Origin of the sequence: Streptomyces corynorhini (assembly GCF_003346515.1) — a bacterium.
Classification (GTDB): domain Bacteria; phylum Actinomycetota; class Actinomycetes; order Streptomycetales; family Streptomycetaceae; genus Streptomyces; species Streptomyces corynorhini.
In genome coordinates this window covers 18,319-44,808 of the sequence record NZ_QQNA01000015.1, presented here as the reverse complement: position 1 = coordinate 44,808, position 26,490 = coordinate 18,319, and the positions used below count along the sequence as shown (strand labels likewise).

Genomic DNA, 26,490 nt, shown 5'->3' with positions numbered 1-26,490 from the left:
TGATCGCCGGTCACGAGACCACCTCGGGGGCGCTCTCCTTCGCCCTCCACCACCTCGTCAAGGACCCGACCGCGCTGCGCCTGGTCCGGCGCGAGGTGGACGAGCTGTGGGGGGACACCGCCGACCCCGAGCCCAGTTACGAGGACGTCGGCCGACTGCGCCACACCCGCCAGGTCCTCAACGAGGCGCTGCGGCTGTGGCCCACCGCGCCCGGGTTCCAGCGGCAGGCACGCCGGGACACCGTGCTCGGCGGCCGGATCCCGCTGCGCGCCGGACAGGGCGCGCTGGTCGTCACACCGATGCTGCACCGCGATCCGGTGTGGGGCGACAACCCCGAGCTGTTCGACCCGGCGCGCTTCGCGCCCGAGGCGGAGGCCGGCCGCTCCCCGCACGCGTACAAGCCCTTCGGGACCGGTGAACGGGCCTGCATCGGACGGCAGTTCGCCCTGCACGAGGCCACCATGCTGCTCGGCATGCTGGTCCACAGGTACCGGCTGATCGACCAGGACGACTACCGGCTGAAGCTGAAGCAGACCCTCACCATCAAGCCCGAAGGACTCACCCTCACCCCGGTACGCCGCACCCCCGCCGACCGGGCGGCCGACCGGGCCGCGCTGTCGGCCACCATCGCGAGGACCGAGGCTCCGAGCGCCCCCGCACCCCACGCGGGAGACGCCCGGGAGCTGCCCTCCCGGGTGCGGAGCGGCACCGGACTGCTGCTCCTGCACGGCTCCAACTACGGCACGTGCCGCGACTTCGCCGCGCAACTGGCGGACACCGCCGACTCCCTGGGCTGCGCGAGCGCCATCGCCTCCCTCGACGAACACGCCGGGCGGCTGCCCACCGACCGGACCGTCGTGATCGTCGCGGCCTCGTACAACGGGCAGCCCACCGACGACGCCGCGGCCTTCCTGCGCTGGCTGGAGACGGCGGAAGCCGATGCGGTCCAGGGGGTCACCTACGCCGTGCTGGGCGTCGGCGACCGCAACTGGTCCGCCACCTACCAGCGCGTGCCGACCCTCATCGACGAACGGCTCGCCGCGCTCGGCGCGACCCGGCTGGTGGACCGCGCGGCGGCCGACGCCTCCGGTGATCTGCCCGCCGCGGTGGGCGAGTTCACCGCCTCGCTGCGCACCGCGCTGCTGGAGCGGCACGGCGACCCGGACGCCGTCGCCGGTCCGGTGGACCCGGCCGAGGCCGACGGACCCGCCCCCACCGTCACCGTCACGGAGATCACCGGCGGACCGCTGGCCGCGCTCGCCGCCCGCCACGGCATGGCGGAGATGACCGTCACGCGGACCGCCTCGCTCACCGATCCGGCACATCCGCGCGCCAAGCGTCTGGTACGGCTCGCGCTGCCGGAGGGGACGACGTACCGCACCGCCGACCATCTGACGGTGCTCCCCGCCAATGACACCGCGCTCGTCGCGCGCGCCGCCGAGGCGTTCGGCGCCCGCCTCGACACCGTTCTGAGCATCGCCCCGGCCCGTCCCGGCGGCGCCCGCGGCGCTCGTGGCGCCTGGCTCACCGTCGACCGGCCGCTGACCGTACGGGAGTTGCTGACCCACCACGTGGATCTCCAGGACCGGCCCACCGAGGGGCAGTTCGCCACCCTGGCCGCCCTCGACTCCTGCCCGCCCGAGCGCGCGGCGCTGGCGGCGCTGGCCGAGGACGCCCAGGCGCGCGACGCCGACCACCGCACCCTGCTCGACCTGGTCGAGGACCACCCCGCCCTGCGCGCGGCGCTGACCTGGCCCGTACTGCTGGACCTGCTGCCGCCGCTGCGGCCCCGGCACTACTCGGTCTCCTCGGCGCCGGTCGCCGACCCGCGCCACGCCGACCTGATGGTCTCGCTGCTGGACGCCCCCGCGCGCTCAGGGCGGGGGCGCCGCCGGGGCACCGGATCGGGCCATCTGCACACCGTACGAACCGGGGACACGGTGCTCGCCCGCGTCCAGCCGTGCCGCGAGGCATTCCGCGTCACTGCCGAGGAGCACACCTCCACCCCGCTGATCATGATCGCCGCCGGTACCGGTCTCGCGCCCTTCAGGGGCGTCGTCGCCGACCGGCGCGCGCTGGCCGACGGCGGGGCCCGACTCGCCCAGGCGCTCTGCTACTTCGGCTGCGACGGCCCGGACACCGACTACCTGCACGCCGAGGAGCTGCGCGCCGCCGAGCGCGCCGGAGCGGTCTCCATGCGGCCCGCCTTCAGCGCCTCGCCCACCGGCGGCGTGCGCTACGTCCAGCACCGGATCGCCGCCGAGGGCGAGGAGGTGTGGGCGCTGCTGGAGGCGGGCGCCCGGATCCAGGTCTGCGGCGACGGCGCCCGGATGGCGCCCGGCGTGCGGGAGACCCTGCGCGACCTCCATCGGCGCATGACCCCGGGCGCGGGTGAGGCGGCGTCCCGCGACTGGCTCCAGGCGCTGGCCGACCGGGGCCGGTATGTCGAGGACGTCTACGCGGGCTGACCGCGGGGCTGGGGCGGGCTCATTCGAGAAGGCTGCCCAGCCGTCCTTCGAGCAGGACCAGCAGCTCGCCGAGACCACCGGCGAGCTGCTCCTGACTCTCCGCGCCCAGGCCCTCCAACAGGGCTGCTTCGTAAGCCAGTTGCGCGGGCAGCAGCCGGTCGAGCAGGGTGCGGCCGGCGGCCGTCAGCGACAGATGGGACACCCGGCGGTCCCGGTCGTCGGGGCGCCTGCCGATGAGCCCGGCACTCTCCAGCCGACGCAGCCGTTTGGTGACGGCCGCTCCGGAGGCGAAGGTCTCGCGCGCGATCCGGCCCGGGGTCAGTTCGTGGTCCGTGCGGCGCAGGGTGCCCAGGATGTCGAACTCGGAGCGGGTCAGCCCCTCCCGCCGCAGCGGGGCGTCGGCGGCCTGCTGCAGCAGGGCGGAGCAGCGGTTGAGCCGTCCGATCACCGCCATCGGGGCGGTGTCCAACGCGGGCATCACCTGCTGCCACTGCCGCATCACCCCGGCGACGATGTCCTCGGCCACGCGCACTCTCCTCCATGTGTGGTGGATCAAGTGTCTACGGTACGGGGGCCACGGGCGCGGTACGCCGTACGAGCAGGGCCAGCGTGCGGTGGCCCTCCGATTCGGCGGCGGCGACCCGCTCCACGGGCAGGGCGCGCTGCCACCACTCGCCCGAGGCCACCTCGAAGGCGTCGCGCAGTTCCACCAGGCAGTGCGCGAGCCGGTCACGGGCCCGTCCGGCCTCCTCGGTCCACCCCGCCCCGGCCCCGTCCGCCAGGCGCAGCGCCGCCTGCCGCGCAGCCTCGACCGCCGCCAGCGCCCGGTCGGTGCGGTCCGCGGCCCGGCGGTTGGTGACCAGCACGCAGCACGCCAGCCCCACCGCGGCGCCGACCAGTGTGTCCACCATGCGGTCGTGGACCAGGGTGTGGGCCGGCAGCCCGCCGCCGAACTCGGTGAGCAGCAGCGCCATCGGGGTGACACACACCGAACCCAGCCAGTAGTTACGGGTGATGAGCGCCTCCGCGCCGATCTGGAAGGCGAGCGCGAGCAGCACCATCGCGAGGTGCCCGGTGCGGATCAGGGGCAGCAGCGCGAGGAAGAGGACCAGACCGAGGACGTTGCCGAGAACGCGCTGGACGGCCCGCTGCCAGGAGAGTGTGGTGTTGGCCTGGTACAGGGAGGCCGCGGTGACCACCGCCCAGTAGGGGTGCCCGACCCCGGCGGCCAGCGAGACCCACCCCGCGAGCGCGCACCCGGCCGCCACCCGCGCGCCGACGGGCAGCAGCGGGGACCCCGGCCGCAGCCGGTCCCGTACGGCCCTGATGCCCCGCGGCCCGTCCGGCGCGGGGCGGCGCGGTTGCCCCCGCGCGTGGCGCTCGGCGGCGACCCCGGCGGCCTCCTCGCTCTCCCGGGGCGTCAGGACGACGGTGGGCAGGGCCCGGCCCCGGCGCAGGGCACGGGCCAGGGCGGCGCACCGGTCGGCCTCGGCCGCGTGCGGCGCCCCGGCGGCGAGGGCCGACTCCGCGTGGACCAGCAGCCGTTCCAGCCCGGCCCGCTCCGGGCCGTCGCCCGGGACCAGGAAGAGCGTGTGCCACGCGGAGCCGACCGCACCGGCCGCCGCCCGGCGCGCGGGGAACACCGCGGGCTCCCGGGCCCGCCACAGCGCGGCGGACGCCTCCAGCCCCCGGGCGACGGCCACCCGTTCCGGCCCGTGCGGCCGGAACGGACGGGGCGCCATGCAGATGAGCCAGGCGAGCGCCCCGCCGCCGAGGGCCAGCGCGAGATGGAACGGAACGTCCGCGAGCCGCTGGGGCACGAAGAAGGCGGAGGAGGAGATGAACGTGAGGATCAGATTGCCCGGCGGCCCGATCCGGGTCGCGTCGCAGAGCACCTTGTGCGCGGCCGCGAGCAGCGCGGCGAGCGCCACCAGCAGGGCGGGCGAGGAGACCGAAGCCGCGCACAGGAGCGCCACCCCGAGACTCGCCACCATGCCGAGGACCACCAGGGCCAGGGCGCGGGCCCGCGCCGCGTACGGCCGGCCGTGCGCGTACAGGGCGCACATCGCGCCGGCCGAGGTGTACAGGACGAGATCGAGCCGGCCCAGCGCGAGCAGGGTCAGATCGGGGACGGCGAGCGCGCCCGCCGCGCTGAACGCGGCTTTGTGCCAGATGTCGACCGGCCGCCGCAGCCGGACCGTGCTCCGGATCGGGAGCGGGAGCGCGGGCGGCCGGGGGCGCGCCGTCGTACCCCGTGTGGTGTGCTTGCCCATCTCAACAGATTAACAGGTGTTTTACTCGTGAAATATTAATCACGCATGTCGGATATATAAGGGAAATCGACCTACACAAAACATAAAAAAGCGCGCAGAATGGAACGTGGCACGGTTCGGTGCCGTGCCTCTCGGTCCGTGACGTGCGTGAAAGAACGTGAAAGAAGGAGGCGAGTCGTATGGCCGACGTCTCACATCAGAGGGAGACGGGACAGGATCTGTCCGGCCATCCCGACGTTCCCGAGATGCGCGAGCGTTATGCCCGCATGCTCGGTGGACGCGGTATCACGGCGATGGCGGGGCCGGTCTTCCTCGTCGGCCTGTTCTGCGCCCTGTCGCCCTGGATCATCCACTTCACCAGCAGTCAGCCCGCGCTGGCGACCCACAACCTGATCATGGGGGTCGCGCTCGCCGTACTGGCGCTCGGCTTCTCCTTCGCGCCGGGAAGGATGACCGGACTGAGCCCGGCCATGTGCGCCATGGGCATCTGGCTGATCGTGGCTCCCTGGATCGTGGGGAGCGGCCCCGACAAGGGCGTCATCTGGGCGAACGCCGTCATCGGCGGCCTCACCTTCCTGCTGGGCCTGGCCTGCGCGGGCATGGCGATGCGACACAGCCGAAGGGGCGTGCGACGAGCGGCGTGACACGAGACGAGTGAACCGGAGGAAACTCCCAAGAGCGTGACGAACCAAGGGATTTCGCGAACGGGGGAGCAGCGGAAACGATCAGGCGGGCCCGCCGACCGCGGGCCCGCCCGCGTGTGTCCTGCGCACGCGCGGGCGAAAGAGGCCGCTTCGGGGGTGGAGACCCGCGGCCGGAACTGAGGTACGGTGCCTGCCATGGGACCGTACGTAAGCCACCGTGCAGCGGAGCCGCGACACAGCGGCCCCCACGGTGTGTGCGCGCCCCGCGGCCAGAGCTTCCTGCGCCGCCGCGGCCGGGTGGGTTCTCCCCCGGCCCGCCCCTGTCGCTGACCCGCGGTACGCACGGAGCGCCCCGGGCCCCTTCCGGGGCGCTCCGGCGCCCCGCCGCGCGACCCTCCCTTCCTCACTCCGGCCCGCTCCTGGGCCGTCCGCCCGCGTCCGCGGCCCCGCCCGGACCCGTTCACCAGAGGAGATCCGTGACCACCGCCACCGCCACCGCCTCCACGCCCCCGGTCGCCGCCGCCGTGCCGCGTCCGTACCGCATCCCCGCCGACGGCCTGTACGAGGGCCACCGCGAGCTGCGCCGGGTGCCGGAGGGATGGGAGGACCGCCGCTACGAGCTGTTCGAACTGGTCCCGCAGGCCCGCACGATCGGCGCCGAGATCCGGGGGCTCGACCTGGCCCAACCGCCGTCGCCCGCCCTGCGCGAGGAGATCAACCGCGCCCTGCTGGAGTGGAAGGTGCTCTTCTTCCGCGGGCAGCACCTGACTTCGGAGGCGCAGCGCGCCTTCGCCCGCAACTGGGGCGAGCTGGAGACCAATCCGCTGCTCGCCACCGGTGACGCGCCCGAGGTGGTGCGCTTCGACCGGTCCGCCGTCCCCAGCTTCGAGAACGTCTGGCACACGGACGTCACGTTCCGGGAGCGGCCGGCGCTCGGCGCGGTACTGCAACTGCGCGAGGTGCCACCGTCCGGCGGTGACACCATGTGGGCCGACATGGCGGTGGCGTACGACAACCTGCCCCAGGACGTGAAGGACCGCATCGACGGCGCGCGCGCCGTGCACGACTTCCTGCCCGGCTTCGCCCGCTTCACCCCCGCCGGTCAACTCGCCGCGTTCCAGGACCGGTTCCCCCCGGTGGAGCACCCGGTGGTACGGCGGCATCCGGAGACGGGCCGGCGGATGCTCTTCGTGAACACCTCCTTCACCACCCATCTCGTGGGATTCGAGCGGGCGGAGAGCGACCGGCTGCTGAGGCTGCTGTTCCAGCAGGCCCATGTGCCCGAGTTCCAGGTGCGGTTCCGCTGGCAGGCGGGCGACATCGCCTTCTGGGACAACCGCGCCACCCAGCACTACGCCGTCAACGACTACAGCCCGCACCGACGGGTCGCGGAGCGCGTCGCGATCGAGGGCGACCGCCCCTTCTGACGTCCGTCCCGCCGCCGCGGACATCCCACAGCACAGCACGGCGCAGCACAACGCAGCGCAGCACCACACCGCACGGCGCAGCACAACGCGGCACGGCGCCGCGTCCCGCCGCACCACCGCCGGGGCGCGGCGCAGTGCTGTGCCGTGCCGGGGGCGGCCCGTCGCTGGTGAGCGCGGTGTGGCCGCCTGTTCGCGCCGCCTTCACATCCGCTTCGTATCCCGTTGTACCCCTTGACAGTGTTCCCCCGGTCCGTTCAGGATGCCCGGGTGAACCTGTCAGACAGCCAGACAGCTGGCGATGTGCCCAGACGGATCAGCGCCATGGAGGCGGTACTGAACCATCTGCGCGGCGCGATCGAGCGGAGCGAGTACGCGGTGGGGGAGAAACTCCCCTCCGAGGCCGAACTCTGCCGTCGCCTCGAAGTCAGCAGGCCCGTGCTCCGTGAGGCGCTGCGTGCCCTGCAGACGATGGGGCTGACCGTCTCCCGGACCGGAAAGGGCACCTTCATCGTGTCCAACGGCCCGGTGGAGGATCCGGTCTTCGGCGACTACACCGCCAGCGACCTCCTGGAGGTCCGGCGGCACGTGGAGATCCCGGTGGCCGGGTACGCCGCGCTGCGCCGTACCCCCGAGGACCTCGATCACCTCGCCCATCTGCTGGAGCGGATGGAGCGCGAGACCGACACCACCGCCTGGGTGGCGATGGACACACTGTTCCACCTCGCTGTCGCACAGGCGGCCCAGAACCCGGTCTTCCGCCGGGTCATAGAGGAGATCCGCGACGCGCTGGCCCGCCAGTCCGCGTTCCTCAACGAGCTGGGCGGCCGCCGCGAGCAGTCGAACCAGGAACACCGCGCCATCGTCGAGGCCCTCGTCGACCGGTCGGAACAGGACGCGGTGGAGGCGATGACCCACCACCTCGCCCGCGTCGAATCGACCCTGACCACCATCGTGCGGCCCCCGCACTGTACGAAACCCCCACAAGAAGGCGAAGCCCACGCGTGAGCGAGCAACTCCAGCAGGCGGAACAGTACGAGGCGCCACGGCACGGGCAGGACGACACCCATGTCGACGCCGGTGACGCCGGGTACAGCAAGACCCTGAAGTCCCGGCACGTCAACATGATCGCCATCGGCGGCGCCATCGGCACCGGGCTCTTCCTCGGCGCCGGCGGCCGGCTTGCCAGCGCCGGTCCCTCCCTGGCCATCGCGTACGCGGTCTGCGGCGTCTTCGCCTTCCTCGTGGTCCGTGCCCTCGGCGAGCTGGTCCTGCACCGGCCGTCCTCCGGCGCCTTCGTCTCGTACGCCCGCGAGTTCATGGGGGAGAAGGGCGCCTTCGTCGCGGGCTGGATGTACTTCCTGAACTGGGCGACCACCGGGATCGCGGACATCACGGCGGTCGCCACCTACACCCACTACTGGGGGATGTTCACCGACGTCCCGCAGTGGGTGATCGCCCTGATCGCCCTCGCGGTCGTGCTCACCGTCAACCTCGTCTCCGTCAGGTTCTTCGGCGAGATGGAGTTCTGGTTCGCGATCATCAAGGTCAGCGCGCTGGTGATCTTCATGCTGATCGGCATCTTCCTGCTGGTCACCCAGCAGCCGGTGGACGGGCACAGCCCCGGCCCCTCGCTGATCACGGACAACGGCGGCTTCTTCCCGGCCGGGATGCTCCCGATGCTGCTGGTCGTCCAGGGCGTCGTCTTCGCCTACGCCTCGGTCGAGCTGGTCGGGGTCACGGCGGGCGAGACCGCCGAGCCCGAGAAGATCATGCCGAGGGCCATCAACTCGATCATGTGGCGCGTGGCCCTCTTCTACGTCGGCTCGGTCATCCTGCTGACGATGCTGCTGCCGTGGGACAAGTACTCCGCGAGTGAGAGCCCCTTCGTGACCGTGCTGTCGAACATCGGGGTGCCCGCCGCGGGCGGTGTGATGAACCTGGTCGTCCTCACGGCCGCCATGTCGAGCCTCAACTCCGGCCTCTACTCCACCGGGCGCATCCTGCGCTCCATGGCGATGTCCGGCTCCGCCCCGAAGTTCACCGGGGTCATGAGCCGCAGCCAGGTCCCGTACGGCGGCATCCTGCTCACCTCGTCCATCTGCGTCCTGGGCGTCGGCCTCAACTTCGTCGTCCCCAAGGACGCCTTCGAGATCGTGCTGAACTTCGCGGCGATCGGCATCCTGTCCACCTGGGGCATGATCATGGTCTGCCACCTGCTCTTCTGGCGCAAGACGCGGCTCGGACGGCTCTCGCGGCCCGGCTACGCCCTGCCGTTCGCGCCGTGGACCCAGATCATCACCCTGGTCTTCCTCGCCTCCGTACTCGTCCTGATGTACGCGGACGGCGGCGCCGGCCGCACCACCGTGCTGTCGCTGCCCGTGATCATTGCCGCGCTGGTCGGCGGCTGGTTCCTGGTCCGGGCCCGGGTCGGGACCGTACGTGACGAGGCCGCGCTGGCCCGCGCCGGCCACGACGGCACCACCCGCACCACCGATCACACCGATCACACCGAAAGCTGAGCATGACCGAGATCATCACCACCCCGCGCCGTACCCCCGGCCCGCCTCCGCCCGTCCGCGAACCGGCCCACGTGCCGCTCGCCCATGTCGTACGGGGCGGTGTCGTCGAGGGCGTCCACCACGGCTCGGTCGTCGTCCTGGCCGCCGACGGCAGTGTCGAGTTCCTCGCCGGGGACATCGAAGCGGCGTTCTACCCGCGCTCCGCGATCAAACCCCTCCAGGCGGTCGGCCTGCTGCGCGCGGGGCTGCCGCCGCTGGACGACGAGTCGCTGGCCCTCGCCGCCGCCAGCCACTCCGGTGAGGAACGGCACCTGACCACGGCCCGGCGCATCTTGGACGCCGCCGGGCTGACCGAGGACGACCTGCGCAACGTCCCCGACCTGCCGTACGGCGCCGAGCGGCGCGAGGAGTGGCTGCGGCTGGGCCACGGCCGCACCCGCCTCGCCCAGAACTGCTCGGGCAAGCACGCCGCCATGCTGATGACGGCGCGGGCCAGGCAGTGGCCGCTGGACAGCTACACCGACGCCGCGCACCCGCTCCAGCAGGCGATCGCGGCGACCGTCGAGGACCTCACGGGACAGCGCGTCGCCCGGGTCACCGTCGACGGATGCGGCGCGCCCCTCTACGCCGTCTCCCTGCACGGCCTCACCCGGGCGGTCGCCCGGCTGGCGACGGCCGCGCCCGACACCCACGAGGGCCGGATCGCACACGCGATGCGCGCGTACCCGGAGATGGTCTCCGGCACCGGTCGCGATGTCGCCCGGCTGATGCGGGCGGTGCCCGGACTGCTCGCCAAGGACGGCTTCGAAGGAGTACAGGTCGCCGCGCTGCCCGACGGACGTGCCGTCGGTGTGAAGATCTCCGACGGCGGCGACCGCGCCCGGATGCCGGTGACCGCGGCGGCCCTCGCCCGCTGCGGGGTCGACCCCGGCGTCCTCGCCGAGTTCGCCCGTACGCCGGTCATCGGAGGAGGCGCGGAGGTGGGGAGCCTGCGGGCGGCGGGCGCGCTGGCTCCCCCGCCCGAGCCCGCTCCCGCCCCGTGAGCAGGGGACGGCGGGGCCGAAAGCCCCGGGCCCGCCGTCCCCTGCTCTCCGCCCCGCCCCGCCCGCCCCGCGCTCGCTCCTCCGCCCGGCCGATCCGTACCTATCCCCTCCACCACCCGAAGGACACCTTCGCCATGACCGCCGGCCTCCGCCGCGAACACGATCTGCTCGGCGACCGCGACATACCCGCCGACGCGTACTGGGGTGTGCACACGCTGCGCGCCTCGGAGAACTTCCCCATCACCGGTACGCCGATCTCCGCCTACCCGCACCTGATCAACGCGCTCGCCGCCGTCAAGGAGGCCGCCGCCCGCGCCAACGAGGACCTGGGGCTGCTCACCGCCGAGAAGGCCGGTGCCATCGCCGCCGCCTGCCGGGAGATCCGCGAGGACGGCGCCCTGCACGACCAGTTCGTCGTCGACGTGATCCAGGGCGGCGCGGGCACCTCGACCAACATGAACGCCAACGAGGTCATCGCCAACCGGGCACTGGAGCTGCTCGGCCACGGCAAGGGCGAGTACACCGCACTCCACCCCAACGAGGACGTCAACCTCAGCCAGTCCACCAACGACGTCTACCCGACCGCCGTCAACGTCGCCACGATCATCGCCGTGCGCGAACTGCTCGCCGCGATGGCGGTGCTGCGCCGGGCGTTCGCCGCCAAGGCCGAGGAGTTCCGCGAGATCCTCAAGATGGGGCGCACCCAGCTCCAGGACGCCGTCCCCATGACACTGGGGCAGGAGTTCTCCGCCTACGCGGTGATGCTGGAGGAGGACGAGAGCAGGCTCGCCGAGGCCGTACTGCTGGTGCACGAGATCAACCTCGGCGCCACCGCCATCGGCACCGGGCTCAACGCCCCGGCCGGCTACGCCGAGGCGGCCCGGAGCCATCTCGCGGCCCTCACCGGGCTGCCGCTGGTCACCGCCGCCAATCTCGTCGAGGCCACCCAGGACTGCGGCGCCTTCGTCCATCTCTCCGGTGTCCTCAAGCGCATCGCCGTCAAGCTCTCCAAGAGCTGCAACGACCTGCGGCTGCTCTCCTCCGGGCCGCGCGCGGGCTTCGCGGAGATCAATCTGCCGCCGGTCCAGGCGGGTTCGAGCATCATGCCCGGCAAGGTCAACCCGGTGATCCCCGAAGTGGTCAACCAGGTCGCCTTCGAGGTGATCGGCAACGACGTCACCATCACCATGGCCGCCGAGGCAGGTCAGCTCCAGCTCAACGCCTTCGAGCCGGTGATCCTGCACTCCCTCTCGGAGTCCATCACCCACCTGCGGGCCGCCTGCCTGACCCTCGCCGAACGGTGTGTCTCCGGTATCACCGCCAACACCGACACCCTGCGCGCGACCGTGGAGAACTCGATCGGGCTGGTCACCGCCCTCAACCCGCACATCGGCTACACCGCGGCGACCGAGATCGCCAAGGAGGCCCTCGCCACCGGCCGGGGCGTCGCCGAACTGGTCCTGGAGCGCGGGCTGCTGCCCGCCGACACCCTGGCCGCCCTGCTGCGTCCCGAGGTGATCGCGGGCACCGGAGCCGGAGTCGGAGTCGGAGTCGGAGCCGGAGTCGGCACCGGCACCGTCGGCTGAGCGGGGCCGCGCGCGCCGACGGGGCGCGCGCGGCACCCGGCTCAGACGGGCTGTACGCCCGGCCGTCCCGCCTCGGTGAGGAACGAGGTACGGGTCGAGACCGGGGCGCCCGGCCTCGTCACGTAGGGCAGCACCCGGAAGTCGGCGCGGCAGCTCTGCGCCGTGGCGGTGCACCGGACATAGCCGCGCTGGTAGTTGGTGAACTTGATGTGCTCGTTGGCCGCGAGCAGGCCGGCCCCCGAGGGGTCCAGGTCCACACCGTCCATCTTGGTGGAGACCGAGGTGCCGACGAACTCCACCCCGATGGTGGGCGAGTCCGGCCGGTCGAAGTCCCGCTTGAGATCCGCCACGAGATGGCGGTGCATGTCGCCGGTCAGGACCACGGGGTTGCGGACGTTCCGCTTGACGATCTCGTCGAACAGCCGCTGCCGGGAGGCCGCGTAGCCGTCCCAGAAGTCCATGACGAACGCCTGCCCCGGCCCCGGGTCGGTGTCGACCTGGTTCATCGCGATCTGCTGGGGGATCAGGTTCCAGGTCGCGTCGGAGCGGCCCAGACCGCTGTAGAGCCAGCGCTCCTGCTCGGCGCCGAGGATGGTGCGGTCGGGATCGAGCCGCTCGGCGCAGTTCGTCCTGGTCCCGTCGCCACACGCCTGGTCGTCGCGGAACAGCCGGGTGTCGAGGATGTGGAAGGTGCCCATCCGGCCGTAGCGCAGACTGCGGTACATCCGGACGTCGAAGCCGTCGGGCTTGTTGGGCAGGCGCAGCGGCAAGTGCTCGTAGTACGCCTGGAACGCGGCGGCGGCGCGCTTCCTGAACACCGCAGGGTCCACGTCGGTGTGCTTGGAGTGGTCGCCCGCCCAGTTGTCCTCGACCTCGTGGTCGTCCCAGACGACGGCGAACGGATGGGCCTGATGGGCGGCGATCAGATCCGGGTCGTAGCGGTGCAGGGCGTGCCGCAGGCGGTAGCCGGTGAGATCCATCGGCTCGGCCCGCACCTCGGCGGCGAGCGGGGTCTTGCGGACGCCGCCCATCGCGTCGATGGGGTTCTCGTAGATGTAGTCGCCGAGGTGCAGGACGAGGTCGACGTCCTCCTCTGCGATGTGGCGGTAGGCGGTGTAGAAGCCCTCGAACCACGCCTGGCAGGAAACGAACGCGAACTTCAGCGAGTTGGGGGTGCTGTGCGGCGCGGGGGCGGTACGGGTGCGGCCGACCGGGCTGACCACACCGCCGGCCTGGAAGCGGTAGTAGTAGGTGCGGTTCGACTGGAGCCGCGCGACCTCCACATGGACCGAGTGGGCGAGTTCGGCGACCGCGCGGGTCCAGCCCCGGGCCACGACACGCTGGAAGCGCTCGTCGTCCGCGACCTCCCAGAGGACCTTGACCGCGCGCGGCGGCATGCCGCCCGTACCGTCGGGGGCGAGGGGCTGGGGGGCGAGGCGCGTCCACAGGACGAAGCCGTCCGGCCAGGGATCGCCGGAGGCGACCCCCAGGGTGAAGGGATCCTCCTTGAGCCGCTCGGCGGCCCCGGCCCGTCCGGCCGACAGGTTCCCGGCGGCGACCGCCATCGCGAGCGTCCCGGTCGCGCCGAGCACCGCCCGTCTCCCGAGGCCCGAAGTTCCGCTGATCCCACAGTTCTTACGCATGAATCCTGGTCCGTTCGTCGTGCGGGGATCCCACCCGGCCCGGGGCGGAGTCGAGGCGAGATCGGCGCGTGATTTAACGTCAGTTCATGTGGTAATCACACGGTGAATATCACATCGGAATCGCGCGTCACAAGAGCACCCGCCGCCGAGCTGACAAGGCTTGTCACAGCTGACTCTACGGCGGCTGTGCGGGGAAGATCAGTTGCGCCATGAGGTGGCGAATCGGCACTTCTCCCGTGCCCACGTCACACCCTTGACACTCCTCGCGAGCCGCTCATAGTGTCCACGCCACAGAAATGGCGTTAGATTTCACATCCGAGAGTGGTCGTCTTCACGTCGGGTTCACGCCAGGTGGGCCCGGCCGGGCGGTCGAGGTGACGCGCCGTCTGTCCGGCGGCCAGGAAGGACGTGCCCGTGTCCGGTTCCCCGGCAGCGGAAGGCGCGTCGACGCACGGCGTGCCGGCGAACGGCGGCGGGTCGGCCAACGGCTCAGCGGCGGACGCCGGATCCGTGGACGCCGTGCCGGTGGAGGGCGCGTCCGTGGAGGGCGTGTCGACGGACGTCGTGCCGGTGGAGGGCGTGTCGGCGGGCGCCGTGTCGACGGATGCCGGGTCGCGGGGCCTTCGCCCCTACGCCCTGCGCTGCGACCACCGCACCACCCCGCTGGGCATCGACGAGGCCGCCCCGCTGCTCGGCTGGCGGCTGGCCTCAGGACACCGGGGCGACGACCCCACCGCCTACCGGGTCCGGGTCGCCGAGCGGCCCGAGGACCTCGACGAGGGCGGCCGTCCCCGCTGGGACACCGGCCGGGTCGAGGACCCCGACGCGATCGGAGTCGTCTACGCGGGCCCCGCCCTGACGCCCCGCACCCGCTACCACTGGCGGCTCTCCGTCTGGCCCGCCGGTCCCGCCGCGCCCGCCGAGGCGACGTCCTGGTTCGAGACCGCCTTCACCGGCACCCCGGACTGGCGCGCCTCCTGGATCGCGCACGACCCCGGCCCCCTCCCCGTCATGGACGCGCCCACCGAGGGCGCACACGCCCTCGACGACCACGGGCTCGCCCCCTGCCCCCTGCTCCGGCGCGCCTTCACCGCCCCGGCGCCCAGCCGCGCCCGGCTCTATGTGAGCGCGCGCGGACTGTACGAGATCCGGCTCGGCGGCGTCCGGGTCGGCGACGCGGAGCTGGCGCCGGGGTGGACCGACTACACCCGCCGCGTCCAGTACCAGACCTACGACGTCACCGCGCTGCTCCGCGACGGCGAGAACGTCCTCGCCGCGACCCTCGCCGACGGCTGGTGGAGCGGCTTCGTCGGCTTCGAGCCGCGCAGGGCGGGCGCCCACTACGGCGCCTTCCCCCAACTCCTCGCCGAACTCCACCTCACCGGCGCCGACGGCCGGACGACCGTGATCGTCACCGACGCCGCCTGGCGCACCGCCACCGGCGCCGTCCGCCACGCCGACCTGCTCATGGGCGAGTGCCACGACCTGCGCCTGGCCGCCGACGGCTGGGAGCTGCCCGGCTTCGACGACTCCGGCTGGTCGCCCGCCGTGGTCACCGACGCCGACCACGGACTGCTCGTGGCCGGTGTGGACGAGCCCGTACGGGCCATGGCCGAACTGCCCGCGCGCACCGTCACCCGGACCGGCGAGGCCGTCCACGTCGTGGACTTCGGCCAGAACCTCGCCGGGCGGGTACGGCTGAGCGTCGGCGCGCTGCCCAGCGGCGCCCGCGTGACCGTCCGCCACGCCGAGGCACTGGACGAGGCCGGCCGGCCGTACACCGCCAACCTGCGCACCGCTGCCGCCACCGACGTACTGATCGGCGACGGCCGCGAACACACCGTCTTCGAACCGGGCTTCACCTACCACGGCTTCCGCTACGCGGAGATCAGCGGCCTGCCAGAACTGCGCCCCCGCGACATCGTCGCCGTCGCGCTGCACAGCGACACCCCCTGGGCCGGCTCCTTCGACTGCTCCGACCCCGAGATCAACCGGCTGCACGCCTGCGTCGAGTGGGGCCAGCGGTCGAACTTCGTCAGCGTGCCCACGGACTGCCCGCAGCGCGACGAGCGGCTCGGCTGGCTCGCCGACGCGCAGGTGTTCCTGCCGACGGCCGCGCGCAACGCCGACGTCGCCGCGTTCTTCACCAAATGGCTGCGCGACGTCGAGGACGCCCGCACCCCCGACGGCGGCTTCACCAACGTCGCGCCCCGGCTCACCGGAGTCGCCGACGAGGGCGCCCCCGGCTGGGGCGACGCCGGAGTCGTCATCCCCTGGCACCTGTACCGCACGTACGGCGATCCGCGCTTCCTCTCCCGCGCCCTGCCCGCGATGCGGTCCTGGATCGACCTGATCCGCCGTCACAACCCCGACCTGGTCTGGCGGCGGAAGGTGGGCCCGCACTTCGCCGACTGGCTCGCGCCCGGCACCCCGACCCCGCGCGCCGTCGTCGCCACCGCGTACTTCGCGCACAGCACCCGGCTCACCGCACACGCCGCCGAGGCGCTGGGGGAGTGGGACACGGCCCGTACCCACCACCGGCTCGCCGACGACATCCGTACCGTCTTCACCGACCGGTTCGTGATCTTCGACGGACAGAGCCTGTCCATCGAGGGCGACACCCAGACCGGCTACCTCCTCGCGCTCGCCTTCGGACTGCTGCCCGAGGACCGCGTTCCCGCCGCCGCGCGCCGCCTCGCCGAACTCGTAGAGAGCGCCGGACCCGCCCTGCTCACCGGCTTCCTCGGGGTCGCCCTCGCCGCGCCCGTGCTGGACGCCTGCGGCAGGGCCGATCTCGCCCACGCCCTGCTGCGCCGCACCGAGACGCCCTCGTGGCTCTTCCCCCTGCGCCACGGCGCCACCACGATCTGGGAGCGCTGGGACGGCTGGACCCCGCAGACGGGATTCCGCGCGCCGTCGATGAACTCCTTCAACCACTACGCGCTCGGCTCCATCGGCGAATGGCTCCACCGGGGCGTCGCCGGACTCGACCAGCACCCGGACTCCACCGGATACCGGCGGCTGCGCGTGCGGCCCCGGCCCGGCGCGCTCACCCACGCGCACAGCCGCTACGAATCGGCGCGCGGCACCGCCGAGGCGCGCTGGGAGCGCCGGGGCGCCACCCTCTCGCTGTGGGTACGCGTCCCACCGGGGGCCGACGCCGAGGTGCACGTACCCACCGAAGAGCCCGGCTCCGTCCGCGAATCGGGCGGCGATCCCACAGCCCGCGGCCACATCGCACCGCTGCGGACCGAGCCCGGCCACGCCGTCTACCGGGTCGCCTCGGGCACGTACCACTTCACCGCGACGGCCCCCGGCCCGGCCCCGGCCGCCACAGGGCCCCGCGTCGCCGAGGCGCCCGCCACCGCTCCCGCCACCGCTCCCGCGCAGCTCACCCGCGTCGGACCATCCGAGGAGGGCACACCATGACCACCGGTCCGCACCGCCCGACCGCCCCCGCCGGGCCGCCGGTCAGCCGCCGGGGACTGCTCCGCGCCGGCGGCGCGGCGGCCCTCGCCCTGCCCCCGCTCCTCGGCGCGTGCTCCGGCTCCGGCCGCTCGGGGACGGTGCGCGTGGTCGGCGTCGCCGACCAGCAGAAACCCCTCGGCACACTCATCGAGCGCTACCGCGCGGACCACCCCGACGCCCGCTTCTCCACCTCCTTCGCCCCCACCGACCAGGTACAGACCGTCGTACGCACCCAACTCGCCGGCGGCAACGCCCCCGACGCGCACGTCCTGTTCCCCGGCAGCGGCAGCGCCATGTCCATGGTCGAACTCGCCAGGTCGGGGCTGCTCACCGACCTCTCGGACCAGGAGTGGACCCGGAACATCCCGAAGAACTTCGACGCCGCCTACCGCCACGACGGCAAGACCTACCTCTACTCGGCGGGCAGCAGTGTCATCGGCGCCGTCTACAACAAGAAGGCGTTCGCCAGGGCGGGGGTGGAGCCGCCCAGGACCTGGAGCGAACTCCTCGACGTCTGCGCCGAACTCAAGGCCGAGGGCATCGTCCCGATCGCGCTCGGCGCACAGACCCCCTGGGTCACCCAGCTGATCAGCTACGCCCTCGTGCCCAACGCCGTCTACGCCGAGAATCCCGGCTTCGACGCCGACATGGCCGCCGGACGCGCCACGTTCGCCGCCTCCGGCTGGGCCGACGCGCTGGGCCGGTACCAGGAACTCCAGCGCCGGGGCTTCTTCAACGCCAACCCCAACGGCACCACGTTCGAGCAGCAGACCGCACTCGTCGCCGGGGGCAGGGCGGCCATGGCCGTCCAGGTCTCGGCGGTCCTCGCCACCTTCCGCGAGGCCGCCGCCCACCCCGCCGATCTCGGCATGTTCCCCTTCCCCGGCGGTGACGACCCGGCGGACCAGTGGATCCCGGCGGGCATCGTCGTCGGCCTCGGCGTCGCCGCCCACGCCGAGAACCCCGCGCGCGCCAAGGAGTTCATCGCCTTCCTCGGACGGCAGGAGAACATCAACCGCTGGGCGACCGACGTCTCGGCGATCCCCTTCACCCGTGACGCCACCACCAGGATCGACCCCGTACTCACGGACTTCCTGCCCCTCGTCGACGCCCGTCGCGCCGTGCCCTTCATGGACCAGAGCTGGCCCAACGCCGAGGTGCAGCCCGCCCACTTCGCCGCGGTGCAGGACCTGCTCGCGGGCGAGACCGATGTCAAAGGAGCCCTGCGACAGATGGACACCGCCTACCGGAAGCAGCCGTGAACTCCCTTCCCGGGACGGCCACTTCGGACACCCCGCCGCGAGCGCCGGGGCAGGCCGCCACATCCGGTGCCCCGGACCGTACCCGCCGCGGCGACCGCCGCCGCGACCCCACCGTCCCGCCCTGGATCTTCGTCGTCCCCGCGCTCGTCGTGTACGCCGTCGTCGTCCTCTACCCGAGCCTGGCCGGGGTCGGTTACGCCTTCACCGACTGGTCGGGCGTGGGGGACTTCGGCTTCGTCGGCCTGGACAACTTCCGTACGCTGCTCGGCGACGACCGCGCCCTGCGGTCCGTCGGCAACACCCTGCTGCTCACCCTCGCCGTGGTCGTCGTCCAGAACACCGTCGGACTGCTCCTCGCGCTCGGCGTCAACACCGGCATCAGATCCCGTGCGCTGCTGCGCGTGATCTTCTTCGCGCCGGCCGTCGTCAGCCCGGTCATGGTCGCGTTCCTGTGGAAGTACGTCTACAACCCCGACGACGGCGCCGGGCTCAACGGCATCCTCGGCGCCCTCGGACTCGGCGGACTGCGCCAGGACTGGCTGGGCGACCCCTCGCTCGCGCTGTGGTCCGTGGCCGCGATGGTCGTGTGGCAGTACGCCGGCTACTCCATGGTCATCTTCCTCGCCGGGCTGCAGGGCGTCCCCGCCGACCTCCACGAGGCCGCCACCCTCGACGGCGCGGGCACCTGGCAGCGCTTCCGCTACGTCACCTGGCCGCTGCTGGCCCCCGCCCTCACCATCAACCTCATGCTGTCGACCATCGGCGGACTCAAACTCTTCGACCAGGTGTACGCGGCGACCAACGGCGGCCCCGGCACGGCGAGCGAGACGCTCTCCACCGTGCTCTACAAAGAGGCGTTCGTCTACGGGAAGTTCGGCTACAGCACCGCCGTCGCCCTGGTCCTGGCGCTGTTCGTCGCGGCGGTCTCCCTGGTCCAACTCCGCTTTCTGCGCGCCCGGGAGGTCACCGCGTGAGCCCCGCCACGTACCGCTCCTACGGACTCGAACTCCTCATGACCGCCGTCGCGGTGGTCTTCCTCTTCCCCGTGTACGCCCTGATCACCCTGTCCATGAAGAACCCCCGCCAGGTCGCCGACTCCCCACTGGCCCCGCCGCTGCCGCCCACCCTCGCCAACTTCGGCGACGCCTGGTCCTCCGCCTCGCTCGGCCCCGCCCTGGTCAACAGCGCCGTCATCACCGCCGTCAGCCTGCTGCTGCTCATCGTCCTCGGCTCGACCGGCGCCTACTACCTCGCGCGACGCGCGCGCGGACTGGGCTACGGGATGTACGTCCTGTTCCTGCTGGGCATCGTGCTGCCCTTCCAACTCGGCATGATCCCGCTGTACAAACTGGTCGACGGCCTCGGCTGGCTCGGCACGTACCAGGGCATGGTCCTCTTCTACACGGGCATCCAGCTCCCCTTCACCGTGTTCCTCTACACCGGCTTCATCCGCGCCCTGCCGCCCGACTACGCGCAGGCGGCGCTCATCGACGGCTGCGACCACCGGCAGGCGTTCACCCGGGTCGTCTTCCCGCTGCTGCGCCCCATCACCGGCACCGTGATCATCCTCAACGCGGTGTTCATCTGGAACGACTTCTTCACCCCGCTGCTGTACCTGGGCGGCTCCGGCAAGGAGACCGTCCCGGTCGGGGTGTTCTCCTTCGTCGGCCAGTACGTCTCCGACTACGGTCTGGTCTTCGCCGGGCTCGTCCTGGCGGCCCTGCCGATCCTCCTGGTGTTCCTGCTGCTCCAGCGCTACGTGATCAAGGGCTTCGCGGGCGGCCTCAAGGGCTGAGGCGCCGGGGCGCTTCGCGGCGGAAGCGTCGGCGCCGGTCCCCGCCAGCGGGCCCGCGCGGCGGCCACCCGCGACAGGTACTCCGCGTACGCCTGCGCGTAGAAGGCGACCCCCGCGGGGTCCGGCTCCACCACCGCCTCCGGAGCCGTCCACGCGGCGGTGTCCACACCGTGGCCCAGCTCCCCGCCCCGGGCCGCGATCGCCGCCAGCACGGCGCCGCGCGCGCCCGGTTCAGGACCGCGCGCCACCCGCAGCGGCCTGCCCAGCACATCGGCGAACAGCCGCAGCCAGGCGAGGCTGCGCACCCCGCCGCCGCACACCGCAAGCCCGCCGGTGAGCCCCGCGGCCTCCAGGCAGTGCCGGGCCGCGAACGCGATCGCCTCGCACATGGCCCGTACCAGATCGGCCCGCGACGCCCGCAGATCCAGCCCGGTGAACTCCGCCCGCGCGAAGGGCGCGACAAACGGCGCGCGCTCCCCGGACGGCGAGAGATACGGCAGCGCCGCGACACCCCGGGCGCCCCTCGGTGACTCGGCCAGCATCCCCGACACCTGCGCGTGCGAGGCGCCGGTGATGCCGAGCACCCAGTCCAGCGCGACCGTGCCGGTCATCGCGGGCAGCGCGCGCATATGGCGGTCGGGCCGCGCCGTGGCCAGATGGAACCCGACCGGATCCGCGTCGAACGCGACGCTCTCCACCACGACCTGACACGCCAGGGTCGTCCCCACGATCAGCAGCCCGTCGCCCGGCTCGGTGACGCCCGCGCCGATCGCGCTCGCGGGGAGGTCGTACGGGCCCGAGGTGACCGGGGTGCCCTCGGGCAGCCCCGGCAGCTCCCCGCGCGCGCGCCCGGCCGGCAGTGTCGCCGCGATCGGCGGCAGCAGCCCCGCCCGGTGTCCGACGCCCAGCGCGTCGAGCGCCTCGGGGGAGTAGGCGCGGGTGCGCGGATCGAGGAAGGGGACCGAGGCGTCGGACAGATCGGTGCCACGCTCACCGGTCAGGCGCAGCTGTACGACGTCCTTGCAGCAGGCGGCGGTCGCCGCGGCGTCCAGGGACCGGGGCTCGTGGCGGTCCAGCCAGGCCAGCAGCGGGCCGGGGGAACCGGGGAAGAGCACGTTGCCCGTACGGCGGTACATCAGCTCCGCTGTGCCGTCGGCCATCCACTCCGCGACCAGCGCACCGGCCCGGCCGTCCATCCACGACAGCGCGGGGCGCACCGCCCGGCCTGCCGCGTCGACCAGCCACAGGCCGTCGCCCTGACCGGTGATGGCGACCAGCGCGGGCGCCCGGCCCTCGCCCACCGCGGCGAGGACCTCGCGCGCCGCGCCGACCACCTCCTCGACGTCCTGCTCGACGTGGTCGCCGCTCCCGCCCAGCGAGATCGGTGTGGAGTGTGATCCCAGGGCCGAGCCGTCCTCGGCGAAGGCCACCGCCTTGACGATCGAGGTTCCCATGTCCAGTCCGACGAACACCCTGTCTCCTCCTGCCGTTGAGAGATGAGCGGTTGTGTGACGGAGCCTCAGGCCACCTGGTGGGCCAGCGGTTCACCGCGCAGATACCGGCCGACCTCGGCGGCGGCGATCCGCGCCGCGTTGTGCGCGACGGAGGTGCTGGCGCCCGCCAGATGGGGCGTCATGACCAGCCGGGGAGCGGTGCGCAGCCGGGAGCCGGGCGGCGGCGGCTCGACGGCGAACACATCGAGCCCGGCCGCCGCCAGCCGCCCCGACTCCAGCGCGTCGCACAGCGCGTCCTCGTCCAGGAGCGCGCCGCGCGCGCAGTTCACCACGACCGCGCCCTCGGGGAGCAGCGCCAGCTCGCGGGCGCCGAGCAACCCGCGGGTCTCGGGCGTCAGCCGGGCGTGCAGCGAGACGATGTCCGAGCGGCGCAGCAGCTCGTCCAGGCCCGCCACGGGCGTGCCCGCCGCGCGCAGCGTGGCGGGGTCCGCGTACGGGTCGTACAGGAAGACCCGCGCCCCCAGCGCGGTCAGCGCGCGGGCCACCCGGCTGCCGACCGCTCCGCAGCCGATCAGCCCGACGCTCGCGCCGTCCACGCCGGGCCCGCAGTTGTCGTACGTGTAGAACTCGCCCGCCCAGCGCCCGGACGCGAGCGCGGCCGAGGTCTCCGGGATGCGGCGCATCGTGGCCAGCAGCAGGCCGACCGTGTACTCGGCGGTGGCGGCGGCGTTGCGGCCCGGCGTGTTGCACACCCGTACGCCGTGTTCGCGCGCCGCGTCGAGGCTGACATTGACCGGCCCGCCCCGCCCGACGACCACCAGCCGCAGCCCGGGGGAGCCCTCGATGACCTTCCGGGTCAGCGGCGCCATCTGGGTGACGCAGACCTCCGCTCCGGCGAGCGCTTCGAGGACGGTCCTCTCGTCCCCCGAAGCCTCGTCGACCTCGGCGACCGGTCCGAACGGGGTCAGGGGCCACGGCAGGCACAGCCGGTCGACCGTATGACCGGCGCCGATCTCGGCCGTCAGCTCGCGGGCGAACAGTTCGGGGGCGACGAAGTGGTCGCCCGCGGCGAGGATTCTCATCGGCGGGGTCTCCTTGGCGGTGGAGGGGGAGGTGCCTCGTCAGGTCGGAGCGAGCCGGTAGGGGACGCCGCTCTCGTCCAGGGAGCGCAGCGTGTCCGGGGGGACGCGGTCGTCGATCAGTATCAGATCGAAGGCGGAGAGCGGGGTCAGCCGGTGCAGCGCGGTGCGGTCGAGTTTGGAATGGTCGATCAGCAGCACGCTGCGGTCGGCCGCCTTGAGCATGGCCCGCTTGACCGCGACTATGCGCTGTTCCTGGTGGAAGGCGAAGTCGCCGGAGACCGACGACACGGACACGAAACACAGATCGACGCGCAGCGCCTCGACGGCCTCCACGCACGGCACCCCGAGGAACGAGTCGTGCAGCGGATCGTAGTCGCCGCCGAGGGCCATCAGATGCAGCCCGCGCTCGTCCGCCAGCAGATTCAGCGCCTCCAGGAAGTTGGTCACCACGGTCAGCGGCTCGATGCCCGGCAGCAGCCTGGCCACTTCCAGCGCGGTCGTGGAGTCGTCGATCATCACGGACATGCCGGGCTCGATCAGGGCCACCGCCTCGGCGGCGATCGCCGCCTTCTCCCGCCGCATGGAGGTCTTGCGGTACGCGACATTGCTCTCGAACACACCGGAGGGCCGCGCGGTCACCCCACCGCGGAACTTGCGCAGGACGCCCTCGCGTTCGAGTTCGTCGATGTCGCGGTAGATCGTCATCACGCTCACGCCGAAGCGCTCCGCCAGATCCGACGCCGACACCGACCCCCGCGCCAGTACGTGGTCGGAGATCTCCCGGCGCCGGTGCGAGGGGCCTCGCCGGATCTCGTCCCGCGGGCCGCGGCGGTCCGATGTTCCTCGGTCCGACGTTCCTTGGTCTGACGTTCCTCGGTCTGGCATTCCCCGGTCCTGTCCGCACCTCAGTCACATCAAGTTCTGAGGATATAACATAGTTTTCTGATGTACCGTCGGCAGTGTTCCCCACCGAGGCGCACCGGTCAACCCCTCGGCCGAAGCGCGCGACAACCCGGTAACACGTTCCCCACCAGGCATGACAGCCGATCCGCCCTGCCGCGGCACTCCGGTCACGCACCCGGCCGAACGTGTGGGGGCGGGTGTGAAAAGCCGAGCCGGTGACAAGTCATCAGAAGGGGGGGCGAACGCGGTGCGCGCCGAACCAGGTGGGGACCGCCGGCCGACGGGAAGGCGGACCAGTGACGGACTTCAAGGCGGACCTCGAAGCGGCCCCGGGAACCACGGGCGCGGCGAAGGACCCACGCCACCAGGACGTGTGGATGGGCGTCGACCTTGGGACCCAGAGCGTGCGCGCCCTCGCGGTCACCGACGACGGCCTGGTCATGGGGCGCGGCCACGCCCCGCTCACCGGCCACCGCGAGGGCGACCGGCACGAACAGCACCCGCCCGACTGGTGGGACGCCGCCGTCACCGCGCTCTCCCGGGCCCTGCGCACACTCCCCGCCTCCCGGGTGCGCGGGGTGGCGGTCTGCTCCACCTCCGGCACCGTCCTGCTCACCGACCCCTCGGGAGCGCCGCTCACCCCCGCGCTGATGTACGACGACGGCCGAGCCGGAGCGCAGGCCGAGCGCGCCCAGGACGCGGGCGCCGAGGTGTGGCGGGCGCTCGGCCACCGGATCCAGCCGACCTGGGCGCTCGCCAAAGTGCTCTGGCTCGCCGGGAACCCGACGGACGGACACCCGCCGGGGTGGCCCGGCGCCCGCGTCTGCCACCAGGCGGACTTCGTCACCTCCCGGCTGGTGGGACACCCCGTGCCGACCGACACCAGCCACGCCCTCAAGACCGGTTACGACCTGGCCGCCGACGCCTGGCCCGAAGCCGTGCACGAGCGGCTGGGCCTGTCCGGCCTCGGCTTCCCGCCCGTCGTGACCCCCGGCACACCGCTCGGTACGGTGTGCGGCGCGGCGGCCGACCTGACCGGGCTCGCCGAGGGCACCCCCGTCGTCGCGGGCATGACCGACGGCTGCGCGGCCCAGCTCGGCTCCGGCGCCTGGGACGTCGGCCAGTGGAACACCGTCCTCGGCACCACCCTCGTCCTCAAGGGCGTCACCGCGACCCCGCTGCACGACCCCGCGGGAGTGCTCTACAACCACCTCGCGCCCAGCGGCGACTGGCTGCCGGGCGGCGCCTCCAGCGTCGGCGCCGGCGCCCTGACCCGGGCCTTCCCCGGCGCCGACCTCGGGCACCTCGACCGGCTCGCCGCACACCGGGAACCGGCGGGCGCCGTGGCCTACCCGCTGGTCTCGCACGGCGAACGCTTCCCGTTCCTGGCCGCCGACGCGGAAGCCTTCACCGTCGGCACGGCCGCCGACGACGCCGACCGCTACGCCGCGCTGCTCCAGGGCGTCGCGCTCGTCGAGCGGCTCGCGCTCTCCTACGTACGCCAGTTGGGCGCGTCCGTCGAGGGGCCTGTCACCTTCACCGGCGGCGCCACCCGCAGCGGCTACTGGAACCAGCTGCGCGCCGACATCCTCGGCAGGAACGCCAGGGTCCCGGCGCACACCGACTCCGCGCTGGGCATGGCGGTCCTCGCCGCGAGGGGGGTGCGGGGCGAGAGCCCGCCACGTGGCATGGTGCGTATCCGTACGGTCCTGGAACACCGGCCACGGGTCGGGGCGCGGTTCGCCGAGCCTTTCGTCACGCTGGTCGACGCACTGGAACAACGCGGCTGGCTGCCCCGGGAGACGGCCGCCCACGCACGGGAGCACGGATGACCGACACGACGCGCACCACTCTCTTCCTGGCACGCCACGGCGAGACCGTCTGGCACGAGGAGAACCGCTACGCCGGGGTCAGCGACATCGCCCTGACACCACGCGGCGCCGAACAGGCCCAGGACCTCGGCGCGTGGGCGGCGGGCGCCGGGCTGGACGCGATCGTGACCTCGCCCCTGTCACGGGCCCGGCGTACGGCGGCGCCCGCCGTCCTGGCGACGGGGCTGGCGGCCCGGGTGGAGTCGGATCTGGCCGAACTCGGCTTCGGGCTCGCCGAGGGGAAGACCCTCGGCGAGATGCGCCGGACGCATCCGGAGCGCTGCGCCGCGTTCCTGCGCGATCCGGCGGCCCACCCGCTGCCGGGCGGGGAGGACCCGGGCGCGGCGGCGACCCGGGGCACGGCCGCGCTGCTCCGGGAGGCGGAACGTCACCCGGGCGGCCGGGTGCTGGTGGTCGCGCACAGCACCTTGTTCCGCCTGGTGCTGTGCCGGCTGCTGTCCATCCCGCCGGGCGAGTACCGCAGGGTCTTCCCCCGGCCGCTGAACTGCGCGGTCACCGAGGTCCGGGTGGCGGGAGGCCGGGCCTCGCTGATGTCGTACAACGTCCCCACCACCCGGGTCGTACCCGGCTGAAACACGCGCGAATGGTCCGGACGGCGTGCCCTCGGGCGCTCCCGCTCGTTGTATGGATCATGAACGTGCAACGCATTCTCACCGCCGCAGCCGCCGGTTCCGCGCTCCTCGCCGCCGTCGCTCCCGCCGCCCTGGCCGCCCCCGGCGACCTCGGATCCACCCTGAACAGCACCGCGCAGACCGCCGTCGCCGTCGGCACGGAGGCCAAGCCGGTGCTCGACGCGGTCGCCGGGGACAAGGTCAACAAGAAGGTCGGCGCCGTCAAGAGCGCCGTCCAGGCGGGATCCGACGCGGTGAAGGCCGGGAACGACCTGCTCAACTAGTTCTATCCGCAAGGCCCGACGAGCCGGTAGGGCCTGTCGGCCAGCCGGAGTCCCTTCGACCTGTTCGGCCTTCTCGCACCGCTCGACGCGGCGGGGCACCGGGCGCGCGATCCCCACGATCCGCCCCGGTGTCCCG

General features: G+C 73.0%; 20 protein-coding genes. 14 read left to right on the top strand and 6 right to left on the bottom strand.

The window, feature by feature from the left end; translation table 11 throughout:
- The coding region (locus DVH02_RS02920) for a cytochrome P450 (protein WP_114622074.1) at nucleotides 1–2,468 on the top strand (2,468 nt) is incomplete at its 5' end.
- 19 nt (nucleotides 2,469–2,487) lie between these two features.
- Here the strand turns inward: DVH02_RS02920 and DVH02_RS02915 are convergent.
- Together DVH02_RS02915 and DVH02_RS02910 are read right to left on the bottom strand one after the other, a co-directional pair.
- Nucleotides 2,488–2,994, bottom strand: coding sequence for a MarR family winged helix-turn-helix transcriptional regulator (locus tag DVH02_RS02915; RefSeq protein ID WP_114622073.1), 507 nt, complete (start codon nucleotides 2,992–2,994; stop codon nucleotides 2,488–2,490).
- Between the two features lie 34 nt (nucleotides 2,995–3,028).
- A complete protein-coding gene (locus DVH02_RS02910) occupies nucleotides 3,029–4,741 on the bottom strand; it encodes an FUSC family protein (RefSeq protein WP_114622072.1) in 1,713 nt (570 codons plus the stop codon).
- 179 nt (nucleotides 4,742–4,920) lie between these two features.
- Here DVH02_RS02910 and DVH02_RS02905 point away from each other — a divergent pair, with 179 nt between their 5' ends.
- The 6 genes from DVH02_RS02905 to aspA all read left to right on the top strand — a co-directional run bounded on the left by DVH02_RS02905 (nucleotide 4,921) and on the right by aspA (nucleotide 11,960).
- On the top strand, nucleotides 4,921–5,385 hold the full coding sequence (locus DVH02_RS02905; RefSeq protein WP_114622071.1) for an SPW repeat protein: 465 nt from the start codon (nucleotides 4,921–4,923) through the stop codon (nucleotides 5,383–5,385).
- A gap of 476 nt (nucleotides 5,386–5,861) precedes the next feature.
- On the top strand, nucleotides 5,862–6,812 hold the full coding sequence (locus DVH02_RS02900; RefSeq protein WP_114622070.1) for a TauD/TfdA dioxygenase family protein: 951 nt from the start codon (nucleotides 5,862–5,864) through the stop codon (nucleotides 6,810–6,812).
- A gap of 267 nt (nucleotides 6,813–7,079) precedes the next feature.
- Nucleotides 7,080–7,817 carry a FadR/GntR family transcriptional regulator gene (locus DVH02_RS02890; RefSeq protein ID WP_114622069.1) on the top strand — a complete coding sequence of 246 codons (738 nt, stop codon included), beginning with the start codon at nucleotides 7,080–7,082 and terminating at the stop codon, nucleotides 7,815–7,817.
- Complete coding sequence (locus DVH02_RS02885; protein WP_233518007.1) at nucleotides 7,814–9,331, top strand: amino acid permease; 1,518 nt, start codon at nucleotides 7,814–7,816, stop codon at nucleotides 9,329–9,331. The genes DVH02_RS02890 and DVH02_RS02885 overlap by 4 nt, the downstream gene beginning before the upstream one ends.
- Before the next feature lie 2 nt (nucleotides 9,332–9,333).
- On the top strand, nucleotides 9,334–10,374 hold the full coding sequence (locus DVH02_RS02880) for an asparaginase (RefSeq protein WP_114622068.1): 1,041 nt from the start codon (nucleotides 9,334–9,336) through the stop codon (nucleotides 10,372–10,374).
- 134 nt (nucleotides 10,375–10,508) lie between these two features.
- A complete protein-coding gene (gene aspA, locus DVH02_RS02875; protein WP_114622067.1) occupies nucleotides 10,509–11,960 on the top strand; it encodes an aspartate ammonia-lyase in 1,452 nt (483 codons plus the stop codon).
- A gap of 41 nt (nucleotides 11,961–12,001) precedes the next feature.
- On the opposite strand, the gene DVH02_RS02870 is transcribed toward aspA, so the two are convergent.
- Nucleotides 12,002–13,603: an alkaline phosphatase D family protein gene (locus DVH02_RS02870; protein WP_114622066.1), complete on the bottom strand. Its 1,602-nt coding sequence runs from the start codon at nucleotides 13,601–13,603 to the stop codon at nucleotides 12,002–12,004.
- 414 nt (nucleotides 13,604–14,017) lie between these two features.
- Between DVH02_RS02870 and DVH02_RS02860 the strand changes: the two genes are divergently transcribed.
- Genes DVH02_RS02860 through DVH02_RS36710 form a run of 4 tightly spaced genes read left to right on the top strand, consistent with a single transcriptional unit; the run spans nucleotide 14,018 to nucleotide 20,128 of the window.
- The gene (locus tag DVH02_RS02860; RefSeq protein ID WP_147285991.1) at nucleotides 14,018–17,032 is read left to right on the top strand and encodes an alpha-L-rhamnosidase; all 3,015 of its coding nucleotides are present in this window, start codon (nucleotides 14,018–14,020) and stop codon (nucleotides 17,030–17,032) included.
- The gene (locus DVH02_RS02855) at nucleotides 17,029–18,333 is read left to right on the top strand and encodes an ABC transporter substrate-binding protein (RefSeq protein ID WP_114622063.1); all 1,305 of its coding nucleotides are present in this window, start codon (nucleotides 17,029–17,031) and stop codon (nucleotides 18,331–18,333) included. The genes DVH02_RS02860 and DVH02_RS02855 overlap by 4 nt, the downstream gene beginning before the upstream one ends.
- Complete coding sequence (locus tag DVH02_RS02850) at nucleotides 18,330–19,307, top strand: carbohydrate ABC transporter permease (protein WP_114622062.1); 978 nt, start codon at nucleotides 18,330–18,332, stop codon at nucleotides 19,305–19,307. The genes DVH02_RS02855 and DVH02_RS02850 overlap by 4 nt, the downstream gene beginning before the upstream one ends.
- A complete protein-coding gene (locus tag DVH02_RS36710; protein WP_267899036.1) occupies nucleotides 19,304–20,128 on the top strand; it encodes a carbohydrate ABC transporter permease in 825 nt (274 codons plus the stop codon). The genes DVH02_RS02850 and DVH02_RS36710 overlap by 4 nt, the downstream gene beginning before the upstream one ends.
- Here DVH02_RS36710 and DVH02_RS02840 read toward each other — a convergent pair.
- The 3 genes from DVH02_RS02840 to DVH02_RS02830 are packed head-to-tail and all read right to left on the bottom strand — an operon-like array spanning nucleotide 20,089 to nucleotide 23,441.
- Nucleotides 20,089–21,600, bottom strand: a complete 1,512-nt coding sequence (locus DVH02_RS02840) for an FGGY-family carbohydrate kinase (protein ID WP_114622061.1) — start codon at nucleotides 21,598–21,600, stop codon at nucleotides 20,089–20,091. The two genes, DVH02_RS36710 and DVH02_RS02840, sit on opposite strands and share 40 nt — an antisense overlap.
- Before the next feature lie 47 nt (nucleotides 21,601–21,647).
- Complete coding sequence (locus tag DVH02_RS02835; protein WP_114622060.1) at nucleotides 21,648–22,664, bottom strand: 2-hydroxyacid dehydrogenase; 1,017 nt, start codon at nucleotides 22,662–22,664, stop codon at nucleotides 21,648–21,650.
- Between the two features lie 39 nt (nucleotides 22,665–22,703).
- Entirely contained in the window at nucleotides 22,704–23,441 is a 738-nt protein-coding gene (locus DVH02_RS02830; RefSeq protein WP_233518008.1) for a DeoR/GlpR family DNA-binding transcription regulator, read from the bottom strand.
- Between the two features lie 503 nt (nucleotides 23,442–23,944).
- Here DVH02_RS02830 and DVH02_RS02825 point away from each other — a divergent pair.
- From DVH02_RS02825 to DVH02_RS02815, 3 genes are all read left to right on the top strand, one after another.
- Nucleotides 23,945–25,399: an FGGY-family carbohydrate kinase gene (locus tag DVH02_RS02825; RefSeq protein WP_114622076.1), complete on the top strand. Its 1,455-nt coding sequence runs from the start codon at nucleotides 23,945–23,947 to the stop codon at nucleotides 25,397–25,399.
- Nucleotides 25,396–26,031: a histidine phosphatase family protein gene (locus DVH02_RS02820; protein WP_114622058.1), complete on the top strand. Its 636-nt coding sequence runs from the start codon at nucleotides 25,396–25,398 to the stop codon at nucleotides 26,029–26,031. Before DVH02_RS02825 ends, DVH02_RS02820 begins: the two co-directional genes overlap by 4 nt.
- A gap of 65 nt (nucleotides 26,032–26,096) precedes the next feature.
- Complete coding sequence (locus DVH02_RS02815) at nucleotides 26,097–26,354, top strand: hypothetical protein (RefSeq protein WP_147285990.1); 258 nt, start codon at nucleotides 26,097–26,099, stop codon at nucleotides 26,352–26,354.
- The last annotated feature ends 136 nt before the right edge of the window (nucleotides 26,355–26,490 follow it).